At 40.1% G+C, this 21,673-nt stretch carries 19 protein-coding genes; 14 read left to right on the top strand and 5 right to left on the bottom strand.

Annotated features, from left to right (window positions below):
* Nucleotides 1-95: 95 nt before the first annotated feature.
* Nucleotides 96-545: a hypothetical protein gene (locus ACO05G_RS04655; RefSeq protein ID WP_421764911.1), complete on the top strand. Its 450-nt coding sequence runs from the start codon at nt 96-98 to the stop codon at nt 543-545.
* 54 nt (nt 546-599) lie between these two features.
* On the opposite strand, the gene ACO05G_RS04660 is transcribed toward ACO05G_RS04655, so the two are convergent.
* The gene (locus ACO05G_RS04660) at nt 600-1,436 is read right to left on the bottom strand and encodes a M57 family metalloprotease (protein ID WP_348283953.1); all 837 of its coding nucleotides are present in this window, start codon (nt 1,434-1,436) and stop codon (nt 600-602) included.
* A gap of 249 nt (nt 1,437-1,685) precedes the next feature.
* Between ACO05G_RS04660 and ACO05G_RS04665 the strand changes: the two genes are divergently transcribed.
* The 4 genes from ACO05G_RS04665 (at nt 1,686) to ACO05G_RS04680 (ending at nt 7,170) form a co-directional block, all read left to right on the top strand.
* Nucleotides 1,686-4,469 carry a S8 family peptidase gene (locus tag ACO05G_RS04665; RefSeq protein WP_421764912.1) on the top strand — a complete coding sequence of 928 codons (2,784 nt, stop codon included), beginning with the start codon at nt 1,686-1,688 and terminating at the stop codon, nt 4,467-4,469.
* Between the two features lie 142 nt (nt 4,470-4,611).
* Entirely contained in the window at nt 4,612-5,241 is a 630-nt protein-coding gene (locus tag ACO05G_RS04670) for an RNA polymerase sigma factor (protein ID WP_348283955.1), read from the top strand.
* A complete protein-coding gene (locus ACO05G_RS04675; RefSeq protein ID WP_421764913.1) occupies nt 5,231-6,019 on the top strand; it encodes an anti-sigma factor family protein in 789 nt (262 codons plus the stop codon). Before ACO05G_RS04670 ends, ACO05G_RS04675 begins: the two co-directional genes overlap by 11 nt.
* A 23-nt stretch (nt 6,020-6,042) precedes the next feature.
* Nucleotides 6,043-7,170 carry a hypothetical protein gene (locus ACO05G_RS04680; RefSeq protein ID WP_421764914.1) on the top strand — a complete coding sequence of 376 codons (1,128 nt, stop codon included), beginning with the start codon at nt 6,043-6,045 and terminating at the stop codon, nt 7,168-7,170.
* 65 nt (nt 7,171-7,235) lie between these two features.
* On the opposite strand, the gene ACO05G_RS04685 is transcribed toward ACO05G_RS04680, so the two are convergent.
* The gene (locus ACO05G_RS04685) at nt 7,236-7,571 is read right to left on the bottom strand and encodes a single-stranded DNA-binding protein (RefSeq protein ID WP_348283958.1); all 336 of its coding nucleotides are present in this window, start codon (nt 7,569-7,571) and stop codon (nt 7,236-7,238) included.
* 182 nt (nt 7,572-7,753) lie between these two features.
* Here ACO05G_RS04685 and ACO05G_RS04690 point away from each other — a divergent pair, with 182 nt between their 5' ends.
* Together ACO05G_RS04690 and ACO05G_RS04695 are read left to right on the top strand one after the other, a co-directional pair.
* A complete protein-coding gene (locus tag ACO05G_RS04690) occupies nt 7,754-8,119 on the top strand; it encodes a hypothetical protein (RefSeq protein WP_421764915.1) in 366 nt (121 codons plus the stop codon).
* Between the two features lie 73 nt (nt 8,120-8,192).
* Nucleotides 8,193-8,432 carry a CDGSH iron-sulfur domain-containing protein gene (locus ACO05G_RS04695; RefSeq protein ID WP_348283960.1) on the top strand — a complete coding sequence of 80 codons (240 nt, stop codon included), beginning with the start codon at nt 8,193-8,195 and terminating at the stop codon, nt 8,430-8,432.
* Here ACO05G_RS04695 and ACO05G_RS04700 read toward each other — a convergent pair whose 3' ends face one another.
* Entirely contained in the window at nt 8,433-8,855 is a 423-nt protein-coding gene (locus tag ACO05G_RS04700) for a hypothetical protein (RefSeq protein ID WP_421764916.1), read from the bottom strand.
* A gap of 301 nt (nt 8,856-9,156) precedes the next feature.
* On the opposite strand from ACO05G_RS04700, the gene ACO05G_RS04705 reads away from it, so the two are divergent.
* The 7 genes from ACO05G_RS04705 to ACO05G_RS04735 all read left to right on the top strand — a co-directional run bounded on the left by ACO05G_RS04705 (nt 9,157) and on the right by ACO05G_RS04735 (nt 18,285).
* Entirely contained in the window at nt 9,157-13,002 is a 3,846-nt protein-coding gene (locus tag ACO05G_RS04705; RefSeq protein WP_421764917.1) for a S8 family serine peptidase, read from the top strand.
* Nucleotides 13,003-13,103: 101 nt separating this feature from the next.
* Nucleotides 13,104-14,345, top strand: coding sequence for an amidohydrolase family protein (locus ACO05G_RS04710; protein ID WP_421764918.1), 1,242 nt, complete (start codon nt 13,104-13,106; stop codon nt 14,343-14,345).
* Between the two features lie 10 nt (nt 14,346-14,355).
* The gene (locus ACO05G_RS04715; protein ID WP_421764919.1) at nt 14,356-14,808 is read left to right on the top strand and encodes a methyltransferase family protein; all 453 of its coding nucleotides are present in this window, start codon (nt 14,356-14,358) and stop codon (nt 14,806-14,808) included.
* A gap of 97 nt (nt 14,809-14,905) precedes the next feature.
* Nucleotides 14,906-15,778: a hypothetical protein gene (locus tag ACO05G_RS04720; protein ID WP_421764920.1), complete on the top strand. Its 873-nt coding sequence runs from the start codon at nt 14,906-14,908 to the stop codon at nt 15,776-15,778.
* A gap of 121 nt (nt 15,779-15,899) precedes the next feature.
* The gene (locus ACO05G_RS04725; protein ID WP_421764921.1) at nt 15,900-17,759 is read left to right on the top strand and encodes a carbamoyltransferase; all 1,860 of its coding nucleotides are present in this window, start codon (nt 15,900-15,902) and stop codon (nt 17,757-17,759) included.
* A 17-nt stretch (nt 17,760-17,776) separates the two neighbouring features.
* On the top strand, nt 17,777-17,926 hold the full coding sequence (locus ACO05G_RS04730) for a DUF5989 family protein (RefSeq protein ID WP_348283968.1): 150 nt from the start codon (nt 17,777-17,779) through the stop codon (nt 17,924-17,926).
* Between the two features lie 2 nt (nt 17,927-17,928).
* Complete coding sequence (locus ACO05G_RS04735) at nt 17,929-18,285, top strand: SxtJ family membrane protein (RefSeq protein ID WP_421764922.1); 357 nt, start codon at nt 17,929-17,931, stop codon at nt 18,283-18,285.
* An 8-nt stretch (nt 18,286-18,293) separates the two neighbouring features.
* Here ACO05G_RS04735 and ACO05G_RS04740 read toward each other — a convergent pair whose 3' ends face one another.
* Together ACO05G_RS04740 and ACO05G_RS04745 are read right to left on the bottom strand one after the other, a co-directional pair.
* Complete coding sequence (locus ACO05G_RS04740; RefSeq protein ID WP_421764923.1) at nt 18,294-20,303, bottom strand: SGNH/GDSL hydrolase family protein; 2,010 nt, start codon at nt 20,301-20,303, stop codon at nt 18,294-18,296.
* A 215-nt stretch (nt 20,304-20,518) separates the two neighbouring features.
* Nucleotides 20,519-21,616 (bottom strand): ligand-binding sensor domain-containing protein, encoded by a 1,098-nt coding sequence (locus ACO05G_RS04745; protein ID WP_421764924.1) that lies wholly within the window; start codon nt 21,614-21,616, stop codon nt 20,519-20,521.
* Between the last annotated feature and the right edge of the window lie 57 nt (nt 21,617-21,673).

A 21,673-nucleotide genomic window follows, 5' to 3' on the forward strand; every position in this document is an offset into this window, starting at 1 on the left:
CTCAAATATAAAGGTGTCTCCGCATCATTCCTTAAGTGTTACAGTTGAATTGAATTTTACCCTACTAGAAATTAGAATTATGTTTGATTAATTATATGGAATTAAAAGAAACAGTCTACGCGGAATGTATTAAGATTTTGGAAGCTAAAATCGCAAACCTCAAATCGGAAATAGATGCTGTGCAGGAATCAGCCATCTCTGATACAAAAAGCAGCATGGGCGATAAATATGAGACAGGAAGGGAGGTGATGATGCAGGAGCGGAATAGGCTGGGAGGGCAGTATGATGTTTATGTAAAACAGTTGGCTGCTCTACGAAATTTAGATCCAACAAAATCAAGTGAGGAAGTAGGGAGAGGTAGTCTAGTGGAAACAGACAAGGGTGTTTTCTATATCAGTGTGCCACTTGGCAATATCAAAATTGATGAAAAACCCGTTTTTGTGATCTCGGAAGGAGCCCCAATTGCCAAAGCAATGATGGGTATGCGGGTTAAAGAATCGCATACCTTCAACAAACAACCCTATTTGATTAAAAGTATAAAATAAAAAGCCGATCCTAAATGGATCGGCTTTTCTTTGGTAAGGGCGATTACTTATAGATTAGTATAAGTACTCCAAAGCAGTTATATCATAACTACCAAACTCTCCATCTTCACTTGAACTGAAACATGCAAGCATGATCGAATTCATGTCTGCTCCAGTTGGAGTACCAGGAACGTGGATGGCTCCAACGCCAGCAGTTCCTTCATTTCCACCAGATCCACAAGAGATAGATCTGTTAAAGTAGTCAGTATGTCGGAATCCAACAGAGTGACCAATTTCGTGAGTAATAACGTGCTCGACTACATTCGTTCCATAGCTACTGGTTCCAGACTGAATCTGAACCCACTTGTATGGCTTACCTCCAGAAGGGAATCCTGCAGAACCACCTCCTCCACCATTCACTTTGTAAACTACTATGTCTTTGTTTCCATAGTTAGTTCCATAAGAAAGGTTGAAGTTCAGACCAATGTTTAGTCTGTTGTAGTTGTTCACAGCCCATTGAAGAGCAGTTCTCATGGTATTATCCAGCGCATAAGACCCACCGGTATAACCGATAATGTCAATATTATAATTGCCGGATGAAACCAAATTACTTGTTCTGTACTGTTCCAATTGACCAAAGAAATCACTATTAATCATTTCCTTCAGTTGCTCAGTAGGAACGAACATATCTTGCTCCAAAAGATATCCTCTGGTAACTACACCGTTCAAATGATTTTTCTGATTAATAATTTTAATATCACTAACATCAAAACCAATGTCAGTGAATTGAGCAAGAATCTCATCGGAGATTTCTTCAGTCATGGGTGCTTCATCCTCTGAAGTACAAGAGGTGAAACCAACAGCTAGAAACATTACTAGCACGCTCCATAGCGCATAATTTAATCTTCTCATAATAATATTAGGTTAAACATTTACCGCCAATATAAAAATTCTGAATTAAGAAATAAAAATAATATTATATTTTTTTATCAACATTATCAGATGATAAGCAGAATATAATTTGGCTATATATTAAAATTATCCAATAAAAAGTCTTTAAAATGTAATTGAACTAGAATAGAATATGGATAAAATCCATTAATCGACGAATAATATTTTTTCATCGAAGATATCTTGTGTTTTATCTAATTTGGCAAACATATGAGAGGAATACTTTTTGGGGTCTTATTGATTATTTGGTGGAGTACTGCATGGTCACAGGAAACCGATAATTGGAAGCAATTTTTAAGAGGAAATGAAGGTGAGCAAGGACACTTCAAAGTGACAGGTGATTACATGCTAGAGGGAAGTCGTTTTGATGTTTTAGAAGCGTATCCTACTATTAAAATTCTAAGATCAATAGATGATACCCACCATATTGTGAGGACTTATGGTGATCCTGCCAAAGAAATTGATGGCTTAAGGTCTGTTAACAACGATTGGAAGCTATTCATTAAGCAAAATGGATCCAAAGATCAATTTTATGTCTTCACGACTCATGCTGATAAATCTTTATTGAATCCTTTTAAAATAATCAGGAGCTATCCGTCATCAAATACATTTCTGATTCAGGGTAGCTTAAAAGACATAAAGACTGAGTTACTTCCAAGGAGAGAAATCATTAGCATCAGCAATGACGTTTTTATGCCTTCAGTAGAAGCCAGGGTTATTGATATGAACCTGAATCCTAATCGTGTGAATAAAGTACAGCATTATTTTCCATCATTAACGGGAGAAGCCGAAATCATTTCTATTCAGGAAAACCGATTTGATGTTGATGACATAGACTTACTCAATAGAAGTGTTCTTACTGGTTTGGAAAGCTCAATCGTGGATAATCATGCGACCGAGATGGCTACCATAATAGCTGGTAAGGGAAATTCTTTTATTACAGGAAAAGGAGTTGCTCCTAATGCATCAATCAGTTCGTCAGATTTTTTTGACGCAATGCCTGATGATGACCAACCTTACCTTGATCTGAATATAAATGTGCAAAATCATTCCTATGGAATTGTTAAAACAAGTGAATATGGTATACAGGCACGAGCATTCGATCAAAGTGCCTTCTCAAACAAAAACCTCCTTCATGTATTTTCAAGTGGAAACGATGGCTTAGCCGTTTCAACAGACGGTAGGTATGCAGAGATTGAAGGTTTTGCTAACCTGACCGGAAATATTAAGATGTCAAAAAACACCCTTGTGGTCGGATCGGTCGATACGGTTGGCAATATTCCAGCTTTTATCTCCAGAGGGCCGGCATACGATGGACGAGTTAAACCCGAGCTAGTTGCATACAGTGTTGTAGGTAGCTCCAACTCCGCAGCACTCGTAACAGGAGTGTCTTCATTACTGCATCAGCAATACAGGATTAGTTATGCAGGGGCTGACATGCCTTCTGCCTTAGCGAAGGCCTTACTGATTAATGGAGCAGAAGATGTAGGTCCTAAAGGGTTGGATTTTTTAACAGGCTATGGAAATATAAATGCCTGGAAGAGTTTAGATATCCTTTTGGATGGAAACTTTCTGGTGGACACTATTTCAAGTGGAGAGACTAAAACGCATGCATTGAACCTTCCACCAAATGCTCGAAATCTAAAAATCACAATATGCTGGACAGATCCACCTGCGAATGTTGGAGATTTTACCGCGCTAGTCAACAATCTTGACTTACGATTAGTCGGAAGCACAAACACACTCCTGCCATGGGTATTAGATTCAAGTCCGAGTGTTCAGGCGCTTTCCAAAGAAGCTATAAGAGGTATCGATAATCTTAACAATGTTGAACAGATCACCGTGGATGATCCGGAAATTTCTTACACAATCCAAGTGGAAGGAACGAACCTCATTTCTGATCAGGAGTACTACATCGTTTGGCACTATGAGGTAGAAGATTCATTTGAATGGGATTATCCTACTGGTAGTGATAACATGCCTTATAATGGAGAAACCGGTTCTTACTTTAGGTGGTCAACAACTTTTGAGTCAAATGGTGAATTGGCGTACACGCTGGATGAAGTAGACTGGACAGTATTAGATGCCAATGTTAATTTATCTGATGGCTACTGGAGGTGGCACAATCCACCCATGCTTAATAATCAGGTAAAAGCTCGCATGACTATTGACGGAGTTCCGTATGAAACAGATTTTTTTACGGTTTCGGAACCACTTAGCCCATCAGTGGGATTTAACTGCGCTGATTCGTTAATGATTAAATGGAATGAATCAACTAATGCCACAAATTATGTCATTTATGTTTTAGGGGAGGAAGAGTTAGAGGAGTATGCTACCATATCAGATACTTTCTTAATTGTTGCAAACAAATCACTTCTTTCAGGTCAGCAACTATCGATTCAACCAGAACTTTCCAGTGGGTCTCAATTATTACCCACCCAGACATTTGATTATACAAGACAGGGAATTGAATGCTATGTAGCTTCATTTTTTCAGACAGTCGCTTTGGATACTGGCATTTATTTAAACCTTTCGCTTGGTACTTCCTATGGCATTGAGGAGATCGTCTTTCAGCGAAGTGAATTTGATGGATTTGTGCAAGTAGCTTCCATCACTAATATCGTTAGCGATCAGGTTGACTTTCTAGATTCAAGTCCGAATCAGGGCTATAATGAACATCGTGCGATCATTACTTTCATCAACGGTCAAGAACTGGTTTTATCAGCAGGATCTAGCTATTACCTAACGGATATACCACTGAAAATTTTCCCCAATCCCGCATCATATGGAGAGCCATTGATTATTATCACAAAGGAATTTGAAGACAGAACCCCGTTGCTTGAATTAATGAGTGCCAAAGGTGATTTGGTTCATAAACAGACTGTTGAAGGTTCGCAGGATGATATTCCAACAGGAGGATTGCAGCCGGGCATTTACTATTATCGCTTAATAACAGACAATCAAACCTACTCCGGGCGTATTCTTATCCGATAATTATCATAAATTAAGTATTGAAATTCAGCTAGTTAAGGTTTTATTTAAGCTATTTTCAATTTTGTAAAACTTTTTTGGGCGCTGTGTCATCATAGAATAAACCGAGTAGTATGATGAAGGTCCGGAACAGTAGTAAAAGATTATGCAAGTCAGCGAAATAAGACAGGAGATGCCAACTGAGGTGCTAATCAAACAAGCTATGACTGGCGATGAACAATCGTTCAATCAACTTGTAAACCTGTGGTATAAGCGCATTTATAATTACGTGTTGAAGCAGTGCTCTTATGATGAGATTGCTTCAGACATTACTCAGCGCACGTTTATTTCGGTGTTTAAAAACCTGAAAAAGCTAAAGGAAGCAGGAAGTTTTAAACCGTGGATTTATCGCATTGCTACAAACTATTGCCATGAGGAAGGCAGAAAGAAATCCCGGTCAAAGACGGTTTCGTTCACTTTCTCGAAGAATGACGATGGGGAAAGTACGATTAATGAAGAAGGTGAAGCTGAAGGGGCCTTTTACAACCCAGAGCTCACTTATCGCCAGCATGAATTGGAGCAAATTCTCTTTTCGTGCCTGCAAGAGCTTTCTAAGGATCAGCGGAGTGTAATTATCATGAAGGAGTATGAGGGGATGAAGTTTAGGGAAATAGCCGAAATACTTGACACATCGGAGAATACAGTTAAAACCTGGCTTTATAGAGGGTTGAAACTTTTAAAAAGTCAGTTGGAAGAAAAAAGAATAACGAAAGACACATTAAGCTATGAGTTATAAACCAGAAGAATCGACAATGATTGCTTACCTCTATGGAGAGCTATCAGAGGTAGAGCGCAAGAAAGTGGAAGAGTACTTGTCTGGAAATGACGATGCACGCAAGGATTTTGAAGAGCTGAAATCCACTCAGTCAATATTAAATAAGCTGAAGGATCGAGAAGTTGAGGTACCAATTTTTTCATTTAGTGATTCAAAAAATATTGTTGTTAACTCGGATTCAGGTCGAAGTATCTGGATGAGATCACTGTCAATTGCTGCCAGCATTATACTGGTGCTATTATTCGGGTACTTAACGAAATTTCATGTTTCGTACGATGAAAATGGTCTTCAAATGGCTTTTGGAGAGCAAAAGAACAATTACAGTCAAACTGAGGTAGAGCGGATGATTGCAGCGGCAATTGATAAAAATAATGAAGAGATAAATGAACGAATAGCATCGACTGAAACAGGCATTCAGGAATTTGTTTCTGAGAATACTCAGTCACTGAAAAACAGTTTGGTGAGTCAGGTCAATCAGACGGATTTTGAGAATCAGCGAAGACAATATTTAAGTATGTTGAAAGAGATGATCGAATCATCCGAATTGGAGCAAAAGAAGTATACCGATGAGGTAATGACAGACTTTGCCATTTTTCTTGATATTCAAAGACAAAATGACCTGGAAGTTATCCAGACGAGATTCAATAACCTGCAGGACAATGCAGAGCTGAATCAATTTCAAACAAACCAGATTTTAGCAAACCTAATTTCAACTGTTGAAGACCCTAACCAATATTGATTAAGGACAAAAATTGAACAAAAATGAAAACGACTAGAAAAATAATAAAGTACGCATTTCTCTTGCTGTTAAGTGTTTCTTTCACCTACGGACAATCAATTGATGAGGAGCGTATGGAGCGTGATTTGAAGATTGCGGAAAATATTCTCAGCACGCTATCAAATGGTGATAGTCGATTGAGGTTGTATGATAATGTGGAAAGTAATTACATCCCGGGGTATGGAGTGGTGTTTAGTCTTCCTCAATCTTCATTTGTATTTGCCACAACTGTTTCGGGTCAGGCAGTCTATTCCTCCGGAGGGAGTGGTTCTACTTATGTTATTGCCTCAAGCCCAAACGCTGATGGCGAGGAGGAAATAGCAACCGTTGATGTAAAAGGGAAAGAATTAAAAGCGGACCAGATAGCAAAAGAATCGGAAGAGAAAACCAGAGAGCAAATGACCACTTTTTTGGTTGATTATGCAGACCTGATTGGTCAGCTCAAACCATCCGATCGAATTGTTGTACAATTAAGAGGAAGAAACGATCGAATTTTTTACAGCGGCAAGAAAGCCTTGAAAAGTCAGGATGGGATGTCAGCTCAGATTTTGAAAAGCGATTTGATTTCTTACAAGCAAGGAAAGATGGATCGGGATGATGTGATCAAAAAAATCACCTTCACATTAAAAGATGAAGGTGAAGCATCTAAAGATTTAGAGCTTTTCGCTACCATCTTTTCCAGACTCTACGAACCTGACTTATCAGACACCTACTACATAGCTTCTCGTAGTATCGGATATACTAAGCTTGAAGGATTCGGAATTACTTTCAGCATGAAGGTTTACTCTTCAAGTAGCGACGGAGGATTCCACACGATAAAAACTACAGGCGAGAGTGGTTTGACCCAAGAGGAGCGAAACCAGAGAATAGTGGAGATGTATCCTAAGTTTGAAAAGTCATTCAAGGAAAACCTGCTGGATTATGGCCGGACAATCAAGAGCTTAAAACCAGAGGAGATGTTGATTTTTAAGGTCAAGCTAACAGAATGTCGTGGTTGTGATATGCCTCAGGAAATTGAGGTGAGTGTATCAGGAAAAACACTTCAAAGTTATGATAAGGGATCCCTATCTAAAGAAAACGCTTTGAAGCAAGTGAGTGTGAAAAAGAAATAACTATTTCATAAGCAAAGAAAGCCCTCGCATATACTATGTGAGGGCTTCTTTTATATAAGTGTTTCTTAATCTTTTCTGCCGAGCATGTAAAGCTCATTTAGATTAATTTCCGTCACGTACTTTTTATCTCCATCTTTTTCATAAGAGCGATTAATCAATTTCCCCTCCATGGCTATCTCACTTCCTTTGTTTAGGTAGCTTTCTACTATATCAGATTTTTTACCCCACACTACGATGTTGTGCCACTGCGTGTCAGTTACTTTTTCACCTTTGTTATTGTAGTAGGTTTCATTCGTAGCGAGAGAAAATGTTGCCATCTTTTTTCCGCTATCAAAGGTTCTTACTTCCGGATCGTTACCTAATCTACCAATTAGTTGTACGCTGTTTTTTAAACTTGTCATGATTGTAAAATTTTAATTGTTAAATGATTCACCTTGTTTGGTAGATGAATTTGTCGATTGACGATTGCAAAGCTTAGGGATGAGACAAACCCGATTCGGTTTTTAAATATTTGTAGTCATTTATTATCCGTTTGTAGTCGTTTGTAATTGGATTTGTAATTGATAATCAATACTTTAGAATTATGGAAAATAAAGAATGTCCCGAGTGTGGCCGACCCGTTCATGGTCGGATAGACAAGAAATTTTGTTCAGATGCGTGCCGCAACGCCTTTAATAACAAGGCCAACTCTGCCACCACAAACCACATGCGGAATGTCAATAATACATTGGCGAAAAACAGAAGAATATTGATTGAGATGAATCCGACGGGAAAAAAGAAAACCCATAAGGATAAGTTATTGAAAAAAGGATTTGACTTTGATTATTATACTAACAGCTACACTACCAAGGCAGGGGATACCTATCGCTTTTGCTATGAACAGGGTTACCTATTGTTGGATGAAGGTTTTGTGTTGTTGGTTGAAAACACAAAGGATGCAAGCGCTTAAGGAATCCGTTTCTTGAAAATATTTTTTTCATCTAAAAATGTTTACATTAAGTGTAAACTTAAATAGATGAGATATGTCAAAAGCCACGATAGCGGACAAGCAGCCTAAAGCAGTTGAAGTAGAAGAAGGAAAAACATATGCATGGTGTGCTTGTGGTGATTCTTCAAATCAGCCCTTTTGTGATGGTTCTCACGGGGGAACAAATTTTTCTCCAAAAGTTTTCAAAGCTGAAAAGACTAAGACTGTCTATCTCTGCATGTGCAAGCAGACAGGCAATCCAGGATTTTGCGACGGATCACATAAGCACCTTTAATTACCATTGAGCATGGTCAAGATTGGCATCTACAATTGTCGTTGAATCAGCTACAATCGTGAATGGCTGACACAAGCATTTGTCCGGACATTGAATGAGCGTGCAAACTACCTTTTCCTCGTCCATCAGAAACAAACTGTAGTTACCAGGAGGTAGACTCAGCTTATATGCTCCATCATCATTGGATTTTATCTTACTAATAAGTTTCTCTTCCAGAAATGATTCACTCAACTCTGTTATTAAAACAGTAGTAGAAATCGGTCGCGGTTCACATGGTTGAATTCCCGGGCCAGGCATGCAGTTTCCCTCATAAATACCAATAACACCTTTGAGGATACCAGATTCATTATCAGACTTTTGTCCAACACACGAAGTAGAAATAGTGATCAAAAAAATAAGGGCTACTGAAATATAATTACACATAACTAATTAGGTATATATTATCCTCAAAACACTTCAATTTATTCAATTTCATCTATTGATTTATATGATTCATCGACACAATGAAACATTTATTATCATATGATAATCCATTTCCATCTCTGCTAAGTACAAAAAAAATGTAAGCAATTATGTTTTTTTTATTTATAAAGAATAAAATTCTGTATTTATAAAAATAAAGGTTTATTATTTTGATTTTACATTTTCGAAACGAAGCTTGTTGGAAGTAGCTTGAAAATAGCCTTATATTCGTCGGATTAATTGTAAACCTAATTGTTTTATTATGAGAAGAAACAAGCGACAGGTTAAGGCATTGTTGCTAGCCTTATTACTGTCCACTACTACAACTTTTGCCCAGACTCCACAGCAGAGGCAAGAGATAAGCAACAACTACGACAAAGCAAAACTCACACAACTCAAGCAAGATTTTAAAGCCAAGGAGGAGCAGCGAAAAGCGCGTGCTATCAACTTGGCTTCATTGCGTGGTTGGGAAATTTTAAAAGCTAATTCTGACGGTTCCGTTGATGAATTAGTTGCTGTTTCGGATGACGGACATCCAATTTATTACACTATTTATAATGAGGATGCTGCACGATCTACGCGAGCTAATCATTTGAACATTGGTGGTTCATTGGGATTGAGCCTAGACGGTGACAATTTGACTGCTCACGTTTGGGATGGGGGCGCTACAAGAGTGACTCATCAGGAATTTGATGGTCCAGGCGGAACTAACCGTGTGACTATTAATGATGGTGTTACTTCATTGAATGGTAATAGCTTCCATGCACAGCACGTAACGGGTACCATCGTTGCATCCGGAGTACAAGCTGCTGCCAAAGGAATGGCACCTCGTGCTAATGCACTTACCCATGATTGGAATAATGACTTGTCTGAAGCTACAACTGAAGCTGCAGCGGGTATGCTACTTTCTAACCATTCGTATGGTTACAGAGCAAGTTTAGTTCCTGATTGGTATTTCGGAGCTTACCTGGATGAATCAAGAGATTGGGATGCGTTGATGTACAATTCTCCTTATTACCTAATGGTTGTTGCTGCCGGAAACGATGGCAATGACAATTCATCTAACGGAAATCCGCTTGCCGGGCAATCTTCATTCGATAAGTTGACTGGACATTCAACCTCCAAAAACAACATGGTGGTAGCAAATGGACAAGATGCAAATGTCAACAATGATGGTTCATTCAACTCTGTTGTAATCAATAGCAGTAGTAGTGAGGGACCTACAGATGATTACAGAATCAAGCCAGATATTACCGGAAATGGAACAGGTGTTTATTCAACTTATGATAACGCCGATAATGCGTACAACTCTATTAGTGGTACGTCCATGGCTTCACCGAATGTTACTGGTACCCTCTTGCTTCTTCAGGAGCACTACAATAATGTAAACGGAAGCTTCATGAGAGCTGCTACCTTGAAAGGTTTGGCAATGCATACAGCTGATGATGCAGGAATTTCCGGCCCTGATGTAGTATACGGATGGGGACTTCTAAATGCAAAAGCTGCTGCAGAGGCAATCTCTGATAATGGTAACGGATCAATCATCGATGAGCTTTCATTATCAAATGGTGGTTCTTATACCATAAATGTGGATGCTGATGGTAGTAATCCTTTGATGGCATCTATTTCATGGACAGATCCGGCTGGTACTGCTAATACGGGTACTGCTAACCAAACAACTCCGGTATTGGTAAATGATTTGGATATCCGAGTCACTAAAGGTGGAACAACTTATAATCCTTACAGACTAACTGGAATCAACTCTAATGGAACCGGAGATAATGATGTTGATCCATATGAAAGAGTAGATATCTCTGGAGCTACCGGATCATACACAATCACGGTAACTCATAAAGGTTCACTTTCTAGTGGAAGTCAAAACTTCTCACTAGTAGTTACTGGTGTTACTGGTACTCCTCCTGTTTGTAATGCAACTACTCCAACCGGATTAGGATCATCAAGCGTGGGAACATCTACAGCTACACTAAGCTGGAATGCTGTTGCAAATGCAAGCTATGATGTGAGATACCGACCTGTTGGTGGTACCTGGACAACAAGTGCTGTTGCCGGAACAAGCACCAACCTTACTGGACTTGCAAGTGGTACACAATATGAGGCACAAGTAAGAAGTAAGTGTCCGGATAGTTCTACTTCAGCTTACAGTTCTTCCACAACATTCACAACAGGTACCGTAAGCCTTACATGTACTACTACCATTAGCTCTTTCCCTTATTCAGAAGGATTTGAGTCTAATGATGGGTGGAACCAGATTGGTGGAGACGATGGAAACTGGGTAAGAGATGCCAATGGCACACCTTCATCCGGAACCGGACCGAGCTCAGCTGTTGAAGGATCTTTCTACATGTTCTTAGAAGCTTCAACTAACGGAAGCACTGGTCAAATTGGAAATAATGCAACTGCGATACTTGAAAGTGATTGTTTCGATTTATCAGGTGCAACAGATGCTACTTTCTCATTCCAGCATCACATGTATGGAAACAACGTTGGTTCAATCACAATTCAGGCGTCTAACGATGGTGCTGTTTGGACCAATCTATATTCACTTTCCGGAAGTCAGGGCAACCAGTGGAATGCCATTGATGTTTCATTGAGCGCTTATGTAGGTGGAGATGTAAAAATTCGAATTGTTGGAACTACCGGAAACGGATGGTCTAGTGATATAGCTGTAGATGATCTTTCAGTAACTACCAGTGGTGGTGCTGATACTCAAGCTCCAACTGCTCCAACTGGATTAGCAGCTTCCAATGTGACTCAAACTAGTTTAACACTGAATTGGAATGCTTCTACAGATAACGTCGGAGTAACCGGATACGATGTATACCAAGGAGCTACAAATATTGGAACGGTAACAAGCACTTCAGCTAATGTAACTGGTCTTGCTGCTGGAACGAGCTATACATTCACTGTACGAGCTAAAGATGCTGCGGGTAATGTATCTGCTGCTAGTAATGCGGTAAATGTTACAACTCAAAGTGGTGGCATCAGTTGCTCTACTACAGAAACACTTCCTTATTCAGAAGGATTTGAATCGAATGATGGATGGACACAGGTTACCGGTGATGATGGTAACTGGGTGAGAGATGCAAACGGAACCCCTTCATCAAATACAGGACCAAGCTCAGCTGCACAAGGCACTTATTATATGTTCCTTGAGGCATCTACAAATGGAAGCACCGGACAAATTGGAAGCAATGCAACTGCAATTCTGGAAAGCGATTGCTTTGACCTTTCTGGTGAAACAGCTGCTAATTTCTCCTTCCAGTATCACATGTACGGAAGCAATGTAGGTTCATTAACAGCTCAGGCTTCTACTGATGGCACAAGCTGGACAAACATTTGGACACTTTCCGGAAATCAGGGTAATTCATGGCAAACGGTAAATGTTGACCTAGCTGCTTACCTTGGTGGAAACGTGAAGCTTCGAATGGTTGGAACTACCGGAAACGGATGGTCTAGTGATATCGCTATCGATGATCTTTCAGTAACAGCTGGAGGAGGACCAATCACAACGACTGTAACACTCACCTTAACGTTTGATAACTACCCTGAAGAGACTAGCTGGCAGATCCTTGATGGAACAACAGTGCTTGCTTCTGGTGGTACTTATCCATCACAACCTGACGGATCTACAATCAATGTAGATGTTGATCTGGATGCAGGATGTTATGACTTTGTGATCAATGACTCATATGGAGATGGCATTTGCTGCTCTTACGGAAGTGGATCATACAGCTTAACAGATGGAAGCACAACGCTTGCTTCTGGTGGAGCCTTTGGATCCAGCGAAACTACCAACTTCTGTGTAGGTGGAGCGACCACATCCTATACGACTCTATCTTCAATTTCAGAAGGTACAGCTGTTAGTGTGAGCATGTATCCTAACTATCGTGTGAATGATAAGCTTAATATCGCTTCAACACGAGATGAGACTTCATTTACAATCACAAACCTAAATGGTCAAGTGGTTGAAAGCGGTCAAATCGCAGGAGGACGAGTGGATGTGAGTGATCTTACATCTGGAATGTACATGATCAACTTGACAGATGCTGGTGGTAAAACCATCGTTAAGAAGTTTGTGAAAGAATAACTTAGACCTAACCTAAGCGAGGGCCCTGTCTGCATTGCAGATGGGGCTTTTTGTTTTTAACCATGTAGATTCAAGGTATCTTAGAATTAAATTCACAAACTATGCGCCAAATCATTACACTTCTTCTTTGCCTGTGGTTCTCAGTTGGGTTTGCTCAGCGGACAAAGCTGACAGCAGATCGTTTATTTGATGGCGAGGTAATGAAGACCAATTGGGGAGTAGTAGTAGAGGAGAACAGGATAGTGGAAGTTGGTCCGATATCCCAGTTAGGAAATGCCGACGTTGAACTCAACTATGAAGGAGGCACGCTGATGCCCGGCATGATCGAGGGCCATTCTCATGTACTACTCTATCCATACAATCAGATGGAGTGGAATGATCAGGTACTTAAGGAGTCTCGTAGTTTGCGAGCCATAAGAGGTGCAAAAATGGCAACCAAAAATTTATATGCTGGATTTACAACCATCCGTGATTTGGGCTCAGAGGGGGCTGGATATGCAGATGTCGCGATAAAGCAAAGTATTGAGCAAGGAATCATTGAAGGTCCCAGAATGCTGGTGGCCGGTAGAGCGATTGTCGCAACCGGCAGCTATGGACCTAAAGGGTTTCACCCTGATTTTGAAGTGCCATTGGGTGCCGAGCCAGCAGATGGTGAAAATTTAAGAACAGTAACCAGGGACCAAATAGGAAAAGGAGCAGATTTCATAAAAGTATATGCGGACTATCGATGGGGACCTAATAAAATAGCAATGCCTACATTTTCAGTAGATGAGCTGAAATTAATTGTAGAAACTGCAGCCAGTAGCGGAAGGGTAGTAGTTGCTCATGCTGCTACAGCGGAAGGCATGCGTCGGGCCACCCTGGCAGGAGTAAAAACCATCGAGCATGGATCAGAAGCAACAGATGAAGTATTGCAGCTTATGAAGGAACGTGGTGTTGCGTTATGCCCCACACTTGCAGCCACTCATGCAGTCAACCAATACTTCTATGGATGGGATGGAAAAGATCCGGAACCTGAGCGGATCAAGAGTAAGCGAAGCATGTTTCAAAGAGCATTAAGTAGCAGTGTTACCATTGTAGCAGGTGGCGATGTTGGGGTATTTGAACATGGAGAAAATGTACGTGAGCTGGAGTTGATGGTGGAGTATGGAATGAAAAGAATGGATGTACTGAAGTCCGTTACCTCAGTTAATGCTGAGGTATTTGGACTGCAGTCGCTGGGTAGGCTGCAAGAAGGTTTCCTGGCTGACATCATTGTGGTAGCAGGTGACCCTTCTAAAAATATAGCTGACCTCTACCAGGTTAAGCTGGTGATGAAAGACGGTACGATTTACAAGCAATAATTGAGAATAGATGAAATTAAAAATACCTCCGGTAATTGTATTCTTTCTGGCATTAGCAATGGTTTTTGGCGGCCATTACTTTTTTGCCGTGTGGTCTTATCAATTCCCCAATCAAACATTCATTTCAAGAATTTTTCTAGCTTCAGGGGTTCTTGTGGCATTTTCAGGAATAATTAAGTTCAGAATGAAAGGAACAACAGTAGATCCACTTCACCCAGACAAGGCTACAGCTTTGGTGAGTACAGGGATCTACCGATATACACGAAATCCTATGTATTTAGGGATGGCGCTCGTACTTCTGGGAGGAATCATTCGGGTCGGAAATGTTGTGGGTATCTCGGGTCTTCTGTTTTTTGTTTGGTACCTCACCCAGTTCCAAGTAAAACCCGAGGAGGAGGCACTCCTGGAGATTTTCAAAGAGGAATACCAATCATATTGTGCGAAAGTGAGAAGGTGGATTTGAATTAATATGAAAAAATGTACGCTCATTTGGTTTTTTCTTCGTGACGTTGTTCGTTTCTTATTATATTGATTTCCAGAGCTTGTCCTAATCGCCTAACATGTCTAACATTTCGTCTAAGAATCTTAGTAGGATCATCAATAGAGATTATCAAATCCCTCAATCCAGTTTGATAGGTCATCGGGTATTGGTCGCGGCTAATTTGATGATGGTGATTGTTTTGATTATTGAATGGTTTTTTGACCTATCTGCTACAACTCTTCAGCTCTTAATTCCAAGCTTTCTTTTAAATCTCATATTACTCCTAATATCATTTTATGGAAAATCAGTAAAAAACCTGGAGGTAGCTCACATCATTGTACTTTACGTAATTGTGGAGGTTCACTTTTTTGTGAATCCGTCCGTCTTCCATATTCTGGTTTACTGGATGCCATTTATACCGATGCACGCTTTGATTACACAAGGAATAAAAAATTCAAAGTGGTGGATGATTGTAATCGCTATTACCATGCTGGTAAATGGATATTATGGGCATGTGGTCGTCGGAGATGCGTATTCAATTGCTCCTGACTTTATCAAATTTACGAGTGCCGGCTTGCTTTTTCTTGTCTGCATTTATGCCGGATTCTATTTGCTTTATTATTTACTAGGCAATGCGTATGCTACCATGAAGGATAAGAATGAAGAGATCGAGCGATTAAACAATGATTTGAAAGACCTCAACGAAACACTTGAAGAAAGAGTAACCGCTCGAACTAAAGACATTAATGAAAAAAATGATCGACTGGAGCGGATTGCATACATGAATTCTCATGAAGTGAGGTCTTCACTTTCAAAAATCATTGGTGCTTCAAATGCAATGAAACTCGATAGAGATCAAAGGGAAAGATTGATTGAAATCATGGTGAATTCATCCATGGATTTAGATAACGCCATTCGGGCCATGAATAAAGAGATTGAGCAGGAAGACTGAACAGTACTAGAAGGCAATATGTCAGGAGGGCAAGTATGATCAAGGAGCGTTCTTTATGATTCTACTAAGGACTGGTTGGACTATTTTCGCTAGTAGGGCATAAAATTCTATTTATACATAGATGAATATTCTTGGAATATCAGCATTTTATCATGATTCCGCTGCTACCATTATTCAAGATGGTAAGATCATCGCTGCTGCTCAGGAGGAACGATTTAGTCGAAAAAAACATGATGCTTCTTTTCCAATAGAGGCCGTTCGTTTCTGTCTAAAAAAAGCAGATGTTTCCATTGACGAACTTGACGCTATTGCTTTTTATGACAAGCCCCTACTAAAATTTGAAAGACTATTAGAGACGTATTATGCTTTTGCTCCCAGAGGATTACGCTCATTCATAGCAGCCATGCCTGTTTGGTTACGGGAAAAAATGTTCCTAAAACGTGAAATTTATCAACATCTAAAAAAGATTGGCTCTTTTGATAAGGGAAAGGTGAAAATTCTTTTTCCAGAGCATCATTTGTCTCATGCCGCCAGCGCGTATTACGCTTCTCCTTTTAAAGAAGCAGCCATTCTTACCATTGACGGTGTAGGGGAATGGGCCACAGCTACAATCAGTCACGGGGAAGGAAAAGACATTCGTACATACAAGGAACTTAGATTCCCTCATTCTATCGGACTGCTATACTCTGCATTCACCTATTATCTGGGATTTCGAGTAAACTCAGGCGAGTATAAGCTTATGGGACTGGCACCTTATGGAAATCCCGAGTCAGATCAAATGCTAAAGTATAAAGCCCTCATTGAGGAACATCTGGTGGACATAAAGCCAGACGGATCTATTCATTTAAATCAAACATATTTTTCGTATGCCACTGGATTAAGAATGACCCGGGATAGTCATTGGGAAAAATTACTGGGCGTATCAAGACGATCATCCAATGATGAAATCCTGCAAGAGCATTGCGACTTAGCGTTAGCGATTCAACAGGTTACTGAGGAGGTAGTATTAAAAATGGCTAAGGAGACCAGGAGGTTGACCCAGTCAGAATACCTATGCCTGTCAGGGGGTGTGGCATTGAATTGTGTAGCCAATGGAAAGCTTCTTAAGAAAGGGATATTTAAAGACATTTTCATACAGCCGGCTTCTGGAGACGCTGGTGGTTCATTGGGTGCTGCACTGGCAGCCCACCATATCTATTTCCAGAAGGATCGGGTAATAACTGGCAGTGAAGATGCCATGCAGGGAGCATACCTTGGCCCTGAGTTTTCAGATGTTGAAATAACTCAGATGATCGAGAAATTCAACGCGGTTACACTAGTTGAGGGCAATGAAAAACTGTCAGATAAAATAGCCGGATTTCTTCAGGAAGGTAAAGTAGTAGGTTGGATGCAGGGACGTATGGAATTTGGTCCGCGTGCGTTGGGAAATCGGAGTATTCTTGGTGACCCGAGGAGTTCGGAGATGCAAAAGATTATGAATCTTAAGATTAAATACAGGGAATCATTTCGCCCGTTTGCTCCATCCGTACTGGTTGAAAAAGCCAGTGATTATTTTGAATTAGATGGAGTCTCACCCTACATGCTGTTAGCCTTGCCCATTCAGGAAGCGTTGCATACGGACATGCCTGAAGGTTACGAGCAGTTGAGTATGTTGGAAAAGCTAAATGTTCCAAGGTCTTCCATACCTGCGGTAACACACGTGGACTATTCTGCCCGGATCCAAACGGTGAGTAAGGAGACCAACCAAAGGTATTGGGAGTTGTTAAATGCGTTTGAAAAGAAAACAGGTGTTGGACTTTTAATTAACACCAGCTTCAATGTGCGAGGAGAGCCTATTGTTTGCACACCGGAGGACGCATATCGGTGTTTTATGCGAACAGAAATGGATTATCTTGTGATAGGAGATTTTATCTTTGATAAAAAAGAACAACCCAAGTGGGACCATCGGGATGTTTGGAAGGAAGATTTTGTTTTAGATTGAATGCGAAATAGTTATAGATGGAATTTTTAAAGGACTTATTTCAATTCCTGCGGGAGCGTAAAAAATGGTGGCTTGCACCCATTATCCTCATCTTGCTTTTGATCGGTGTACTTGTCGTGATAGGAGGAAGCTCTGCAATTGCGCCTTTTATCTATTCAATATTCTAGCCATGAAGCAGGTTTATACGAATATTCTGGTGATGTTAATCGGCTTGTTGGTTATTTCCTGGGCCTTTGACATTTCTGTACTTCTGTATATCACCATTGGGCTAGCTATTCTTTCTATGATACCCGTTCTTGCCCGACAGATTAATCGGGCATGGATGAAATTGGCCCAGATACTTGGTTGGATCAATTCAAGGATACTTCTGACAATTGTTTACGCGTTCATTCTGGTGCCTTTAGCGATGATCTCCAGGTTATTCAAAAAAGACCCTTTGCACATCAAATGGAATGATGAGCGTAGTACGTATTATGAGACGCGAGACCACACTTTCAAAAAGTCAGATATGGATAATCCCTGGTAATCAGCTACTTATTGGCAGTACTGTTGTGCAAGTGCAACAGCTTGTGGAGAGCCCAACTTGCTGGCTGTCAGCCAGTCTTCACAGGCACCCTTGGTATCGTTTAAGCTGATTTTCGCATAACCTCGAATCATAAAAGCAATAGCATCTGATTGGTTGCTTAGCCTGATAACTTCAGACATATCTTTTACGGTTTCTTCAAATTTTTTCAACTCAAAATTTGCGCCACCTCGTAAATTATAGGCTTCTTTATTGGTTGGATCTAATTCAATGACACGCGTGAACTGCTCGATGGCTCGATTAAATTTTTGTTGCATCCCATAGGCTTTGCCCAAATTGAGTTGGAGATAGTCTTTAGCTTCTGCAATTTCCAGGGCCTTTTCAAAATGATAAATCGCAGAATCATGTTGCAGGACATTCATAAAATATAACCCCAACATTTTATGTTTGGAACGGCCGGGATCTAATTGCCTGATTTTCGAATAAAGAAGGGGATATGCCTGCGCTAGCAAACCTGCTTCCGTCAAGGCATTGATGGTACGCAGATAGGCTGTTTCACTTAAAGGCATATAGCTCAACATCACCTCCATTTCCTTTTCGAAAGCAATGATGTCACCTTCCATTAGCTTCTCCACTGCGACAATTGAGCGAATGGAATCAACCTGGCTTCTGGATGATATCTCATAGTCGATCCCGTCATTTCTAATCTCCTCTTCATACGGATTGGGGCTGCCTAAAGGCACAAACGGGTATTGTCCCAAGCCTGATAAGAGCATACGGCGATCAAAAAGTGAGTCTAAGGAGGAGTAAGGGAATTTTGCAAGCAAAAGACTATCTGAAGGCCATGCAGCTGTTGGATTTCCCGGGAGATAGTTGGTTTCAGCAAGCTTATTGAAATAAGCATTGGCCATGAGGAAATACCCTTCTCTGGAAGGATGCAAATGATCACACATGAGGCTGTCTCCTGTGATTCCCCCTGGAGAATTTGCACTGAATATAGAATCGATATCTACTAATGGTAATTGATAATTTCGAGCTTTGTTTTTAATGAGCTCATTCATTTGTTCAGGTGCTCTGAATCGCAAGCCATCCATTTCCTTGGCCCTTACAAACTGAACCTTTGCTTCTTTATAATCGCCGGATTGATAGCTTTGGTTACCCAGTTCAAAGTACATTTTGCTGGTATACCCTTTCTCGTCCTTTTGATCTGAATTGAAAGGAGGGTGATCTTTGATGTTACTCGAAAGCGTACCGATGATGAAGGGAATATTGTCCTTTTGCACTGTTTCTATGAAGTCCGACAGGTTATTATCAAATTGTTTAATTCCCTTCGTATAAATATCTCCACCCCACTCGATTGAACTTTGGCCGATCATGTTCTGCATGAGGTTCTTGTTCGTATCGGATGACTTTTGTGAGGAGCTTAACATGTTTTGTAGGAGCTGAACCAGTCGATATTCTCTCAGCTTCAATAAGATTCGTACAAAATTAGGATTACCTAGTCTGGTGGATGCAGGTCCCAATGCGCCATAGTATTCATTGTGACCCGCATACATGAGAATAAGGTCGGGTGAGTGATCAAGTACATCAGGTAAAATATCTAAAAGGGTATGGCTATTGATGGCGCTGGTGCCCAGGTTGACAACCTCAATAATCTTATCTGGAAATGTATACTGTAGCTTACGTTCCAAGTGGGAGGGAAAACTAGCATTTCGGGCGTACGGAAAACCTTGTGCTGAACTGCCTCCGAAAACAAATATTCTAAACCCATTCTCGGGTTTCTTCTTCCGCATACCGATTGCCTGGCTGAATACAGAATTTTCCAGATCCCCAAAATATTTATAGCTGATCTCAGGGTTTAGGTAAATCATGCCCGGAGGTGCCCCCTCGATCTCTGTGAAAAGCTCATAGTTCCGCCCATAGCCAGCCAACCTTAATCCGATCTCGATGAGCACAAAAAACAGCACCGGAATGAGGATCAAAATGACATAAAATATCCGGGGTGTTTTCTTCTGATTCATTCGATAGTAATCAGATCGTAATTTAAGAAGGATTGTTATACTGTATGATGTCCAACATGTACCTTAGGCTGATCACTACTACGAGCAGATGAAGTAAAACACTTCATTATACCAAAATTTAGCACTTTTAGCAAACCTTAACTTCCACTTAAGACTCGTATAACTGGCAATAAGAGCTTTTGCTCACAATGAATATTTATGCTTTGTTGTGTTTCTTAAAAAACTCTATCAAATGACTTTCCATTAAACTGATAGACAGCTCCGGGACTCTCACCTAAAAAAAGCAAATTTCCATTTTTAGTTTTATGTATTTTCCAAATACAATCGCTTAAAACACCATCCTCTATTCCATAATTTGTGAATTCATTGGATGCTGTATGATATCTCCAAATCCCTGAATAAACAGTACCAAACCACATATTTCCATTGTTATCCTCAGCAATCGAAAAGGCTCTGTGTAGTGTATTTCCTTTCTTTTTATTTTTCCCTAAACGATGTTGCCGAGTAAAATTTGTAACACTATCGCCATCAAATACATATATTCCACTTCCATTATCCGCCATCCAAAGTTTTCCTTCCTCATCTACAAAAATTCCTCTTATGCCTACTGGGACAGGGTCGTCAATTCGACCCATTTTGTTTCGATCGATTATGGTAAAATTTCCCTCCTTATAACCGATAACTGCTTCAATAGTACCAAACCAAAGTGTCCCATCTTTTCCTCTGATGGTTTTTGAGGTTGCCCAATATTTATTTTCATAATCATCCGCTATGGGAACTGGAAATTCAAGTAAGTCAAACTCGCCATTTTGGTATCGAAAACTTCCCGGAGGATCAGACCATTTACTTGTAGATTTAATAGGCTTGCTAAACCAAATATCCTTTTCAGATACATCAACTGCTTTGCTTTGTTTATTTGAAGGATACGCTTGAAAAATAAATTTTGACCCATCATATATTGAAACTCCATATAAACTATCTCCAATATTGGTTTCTATCCAAATATTACCGATTGCATCTTCATGCATATTTGTCCCAATTCCATTAAATCCATTATTGCTGTCAAAATAGGTGAATTCCGAACCATCAAATCTGCAAACGAATTCACGATTAGAAAACCAAAGGTTTCCATTGCGGTCTTCCAGGATTTCCCGAATTCCATGAGAAGGCTTTATCCATTTTGTACTATCCAATTTATGCGCAAAAAGAGATTGGGTGTCATGTGTATTTTCTGATTTCACTTTTCCACATGAAATAGCATAGGATACCAGAATAATTTGAAAGACAACTATTTGGTTAAGTCGGTTAATCATTTGGTGGAAATTTTCTTGATGACGTGCAACGTCCAACTAAAATGAGTATGCGCCCCA

The sequence above is a fragment of the Ekhidna sp. genome (assembly GCF_965227465.1).
Taxonomy (GTDB): domain Bacteria; phylum Bacteroidota; class Bacteroidia; order Cytophagales; family Cyclobacteriaceae; genus Ekhidna.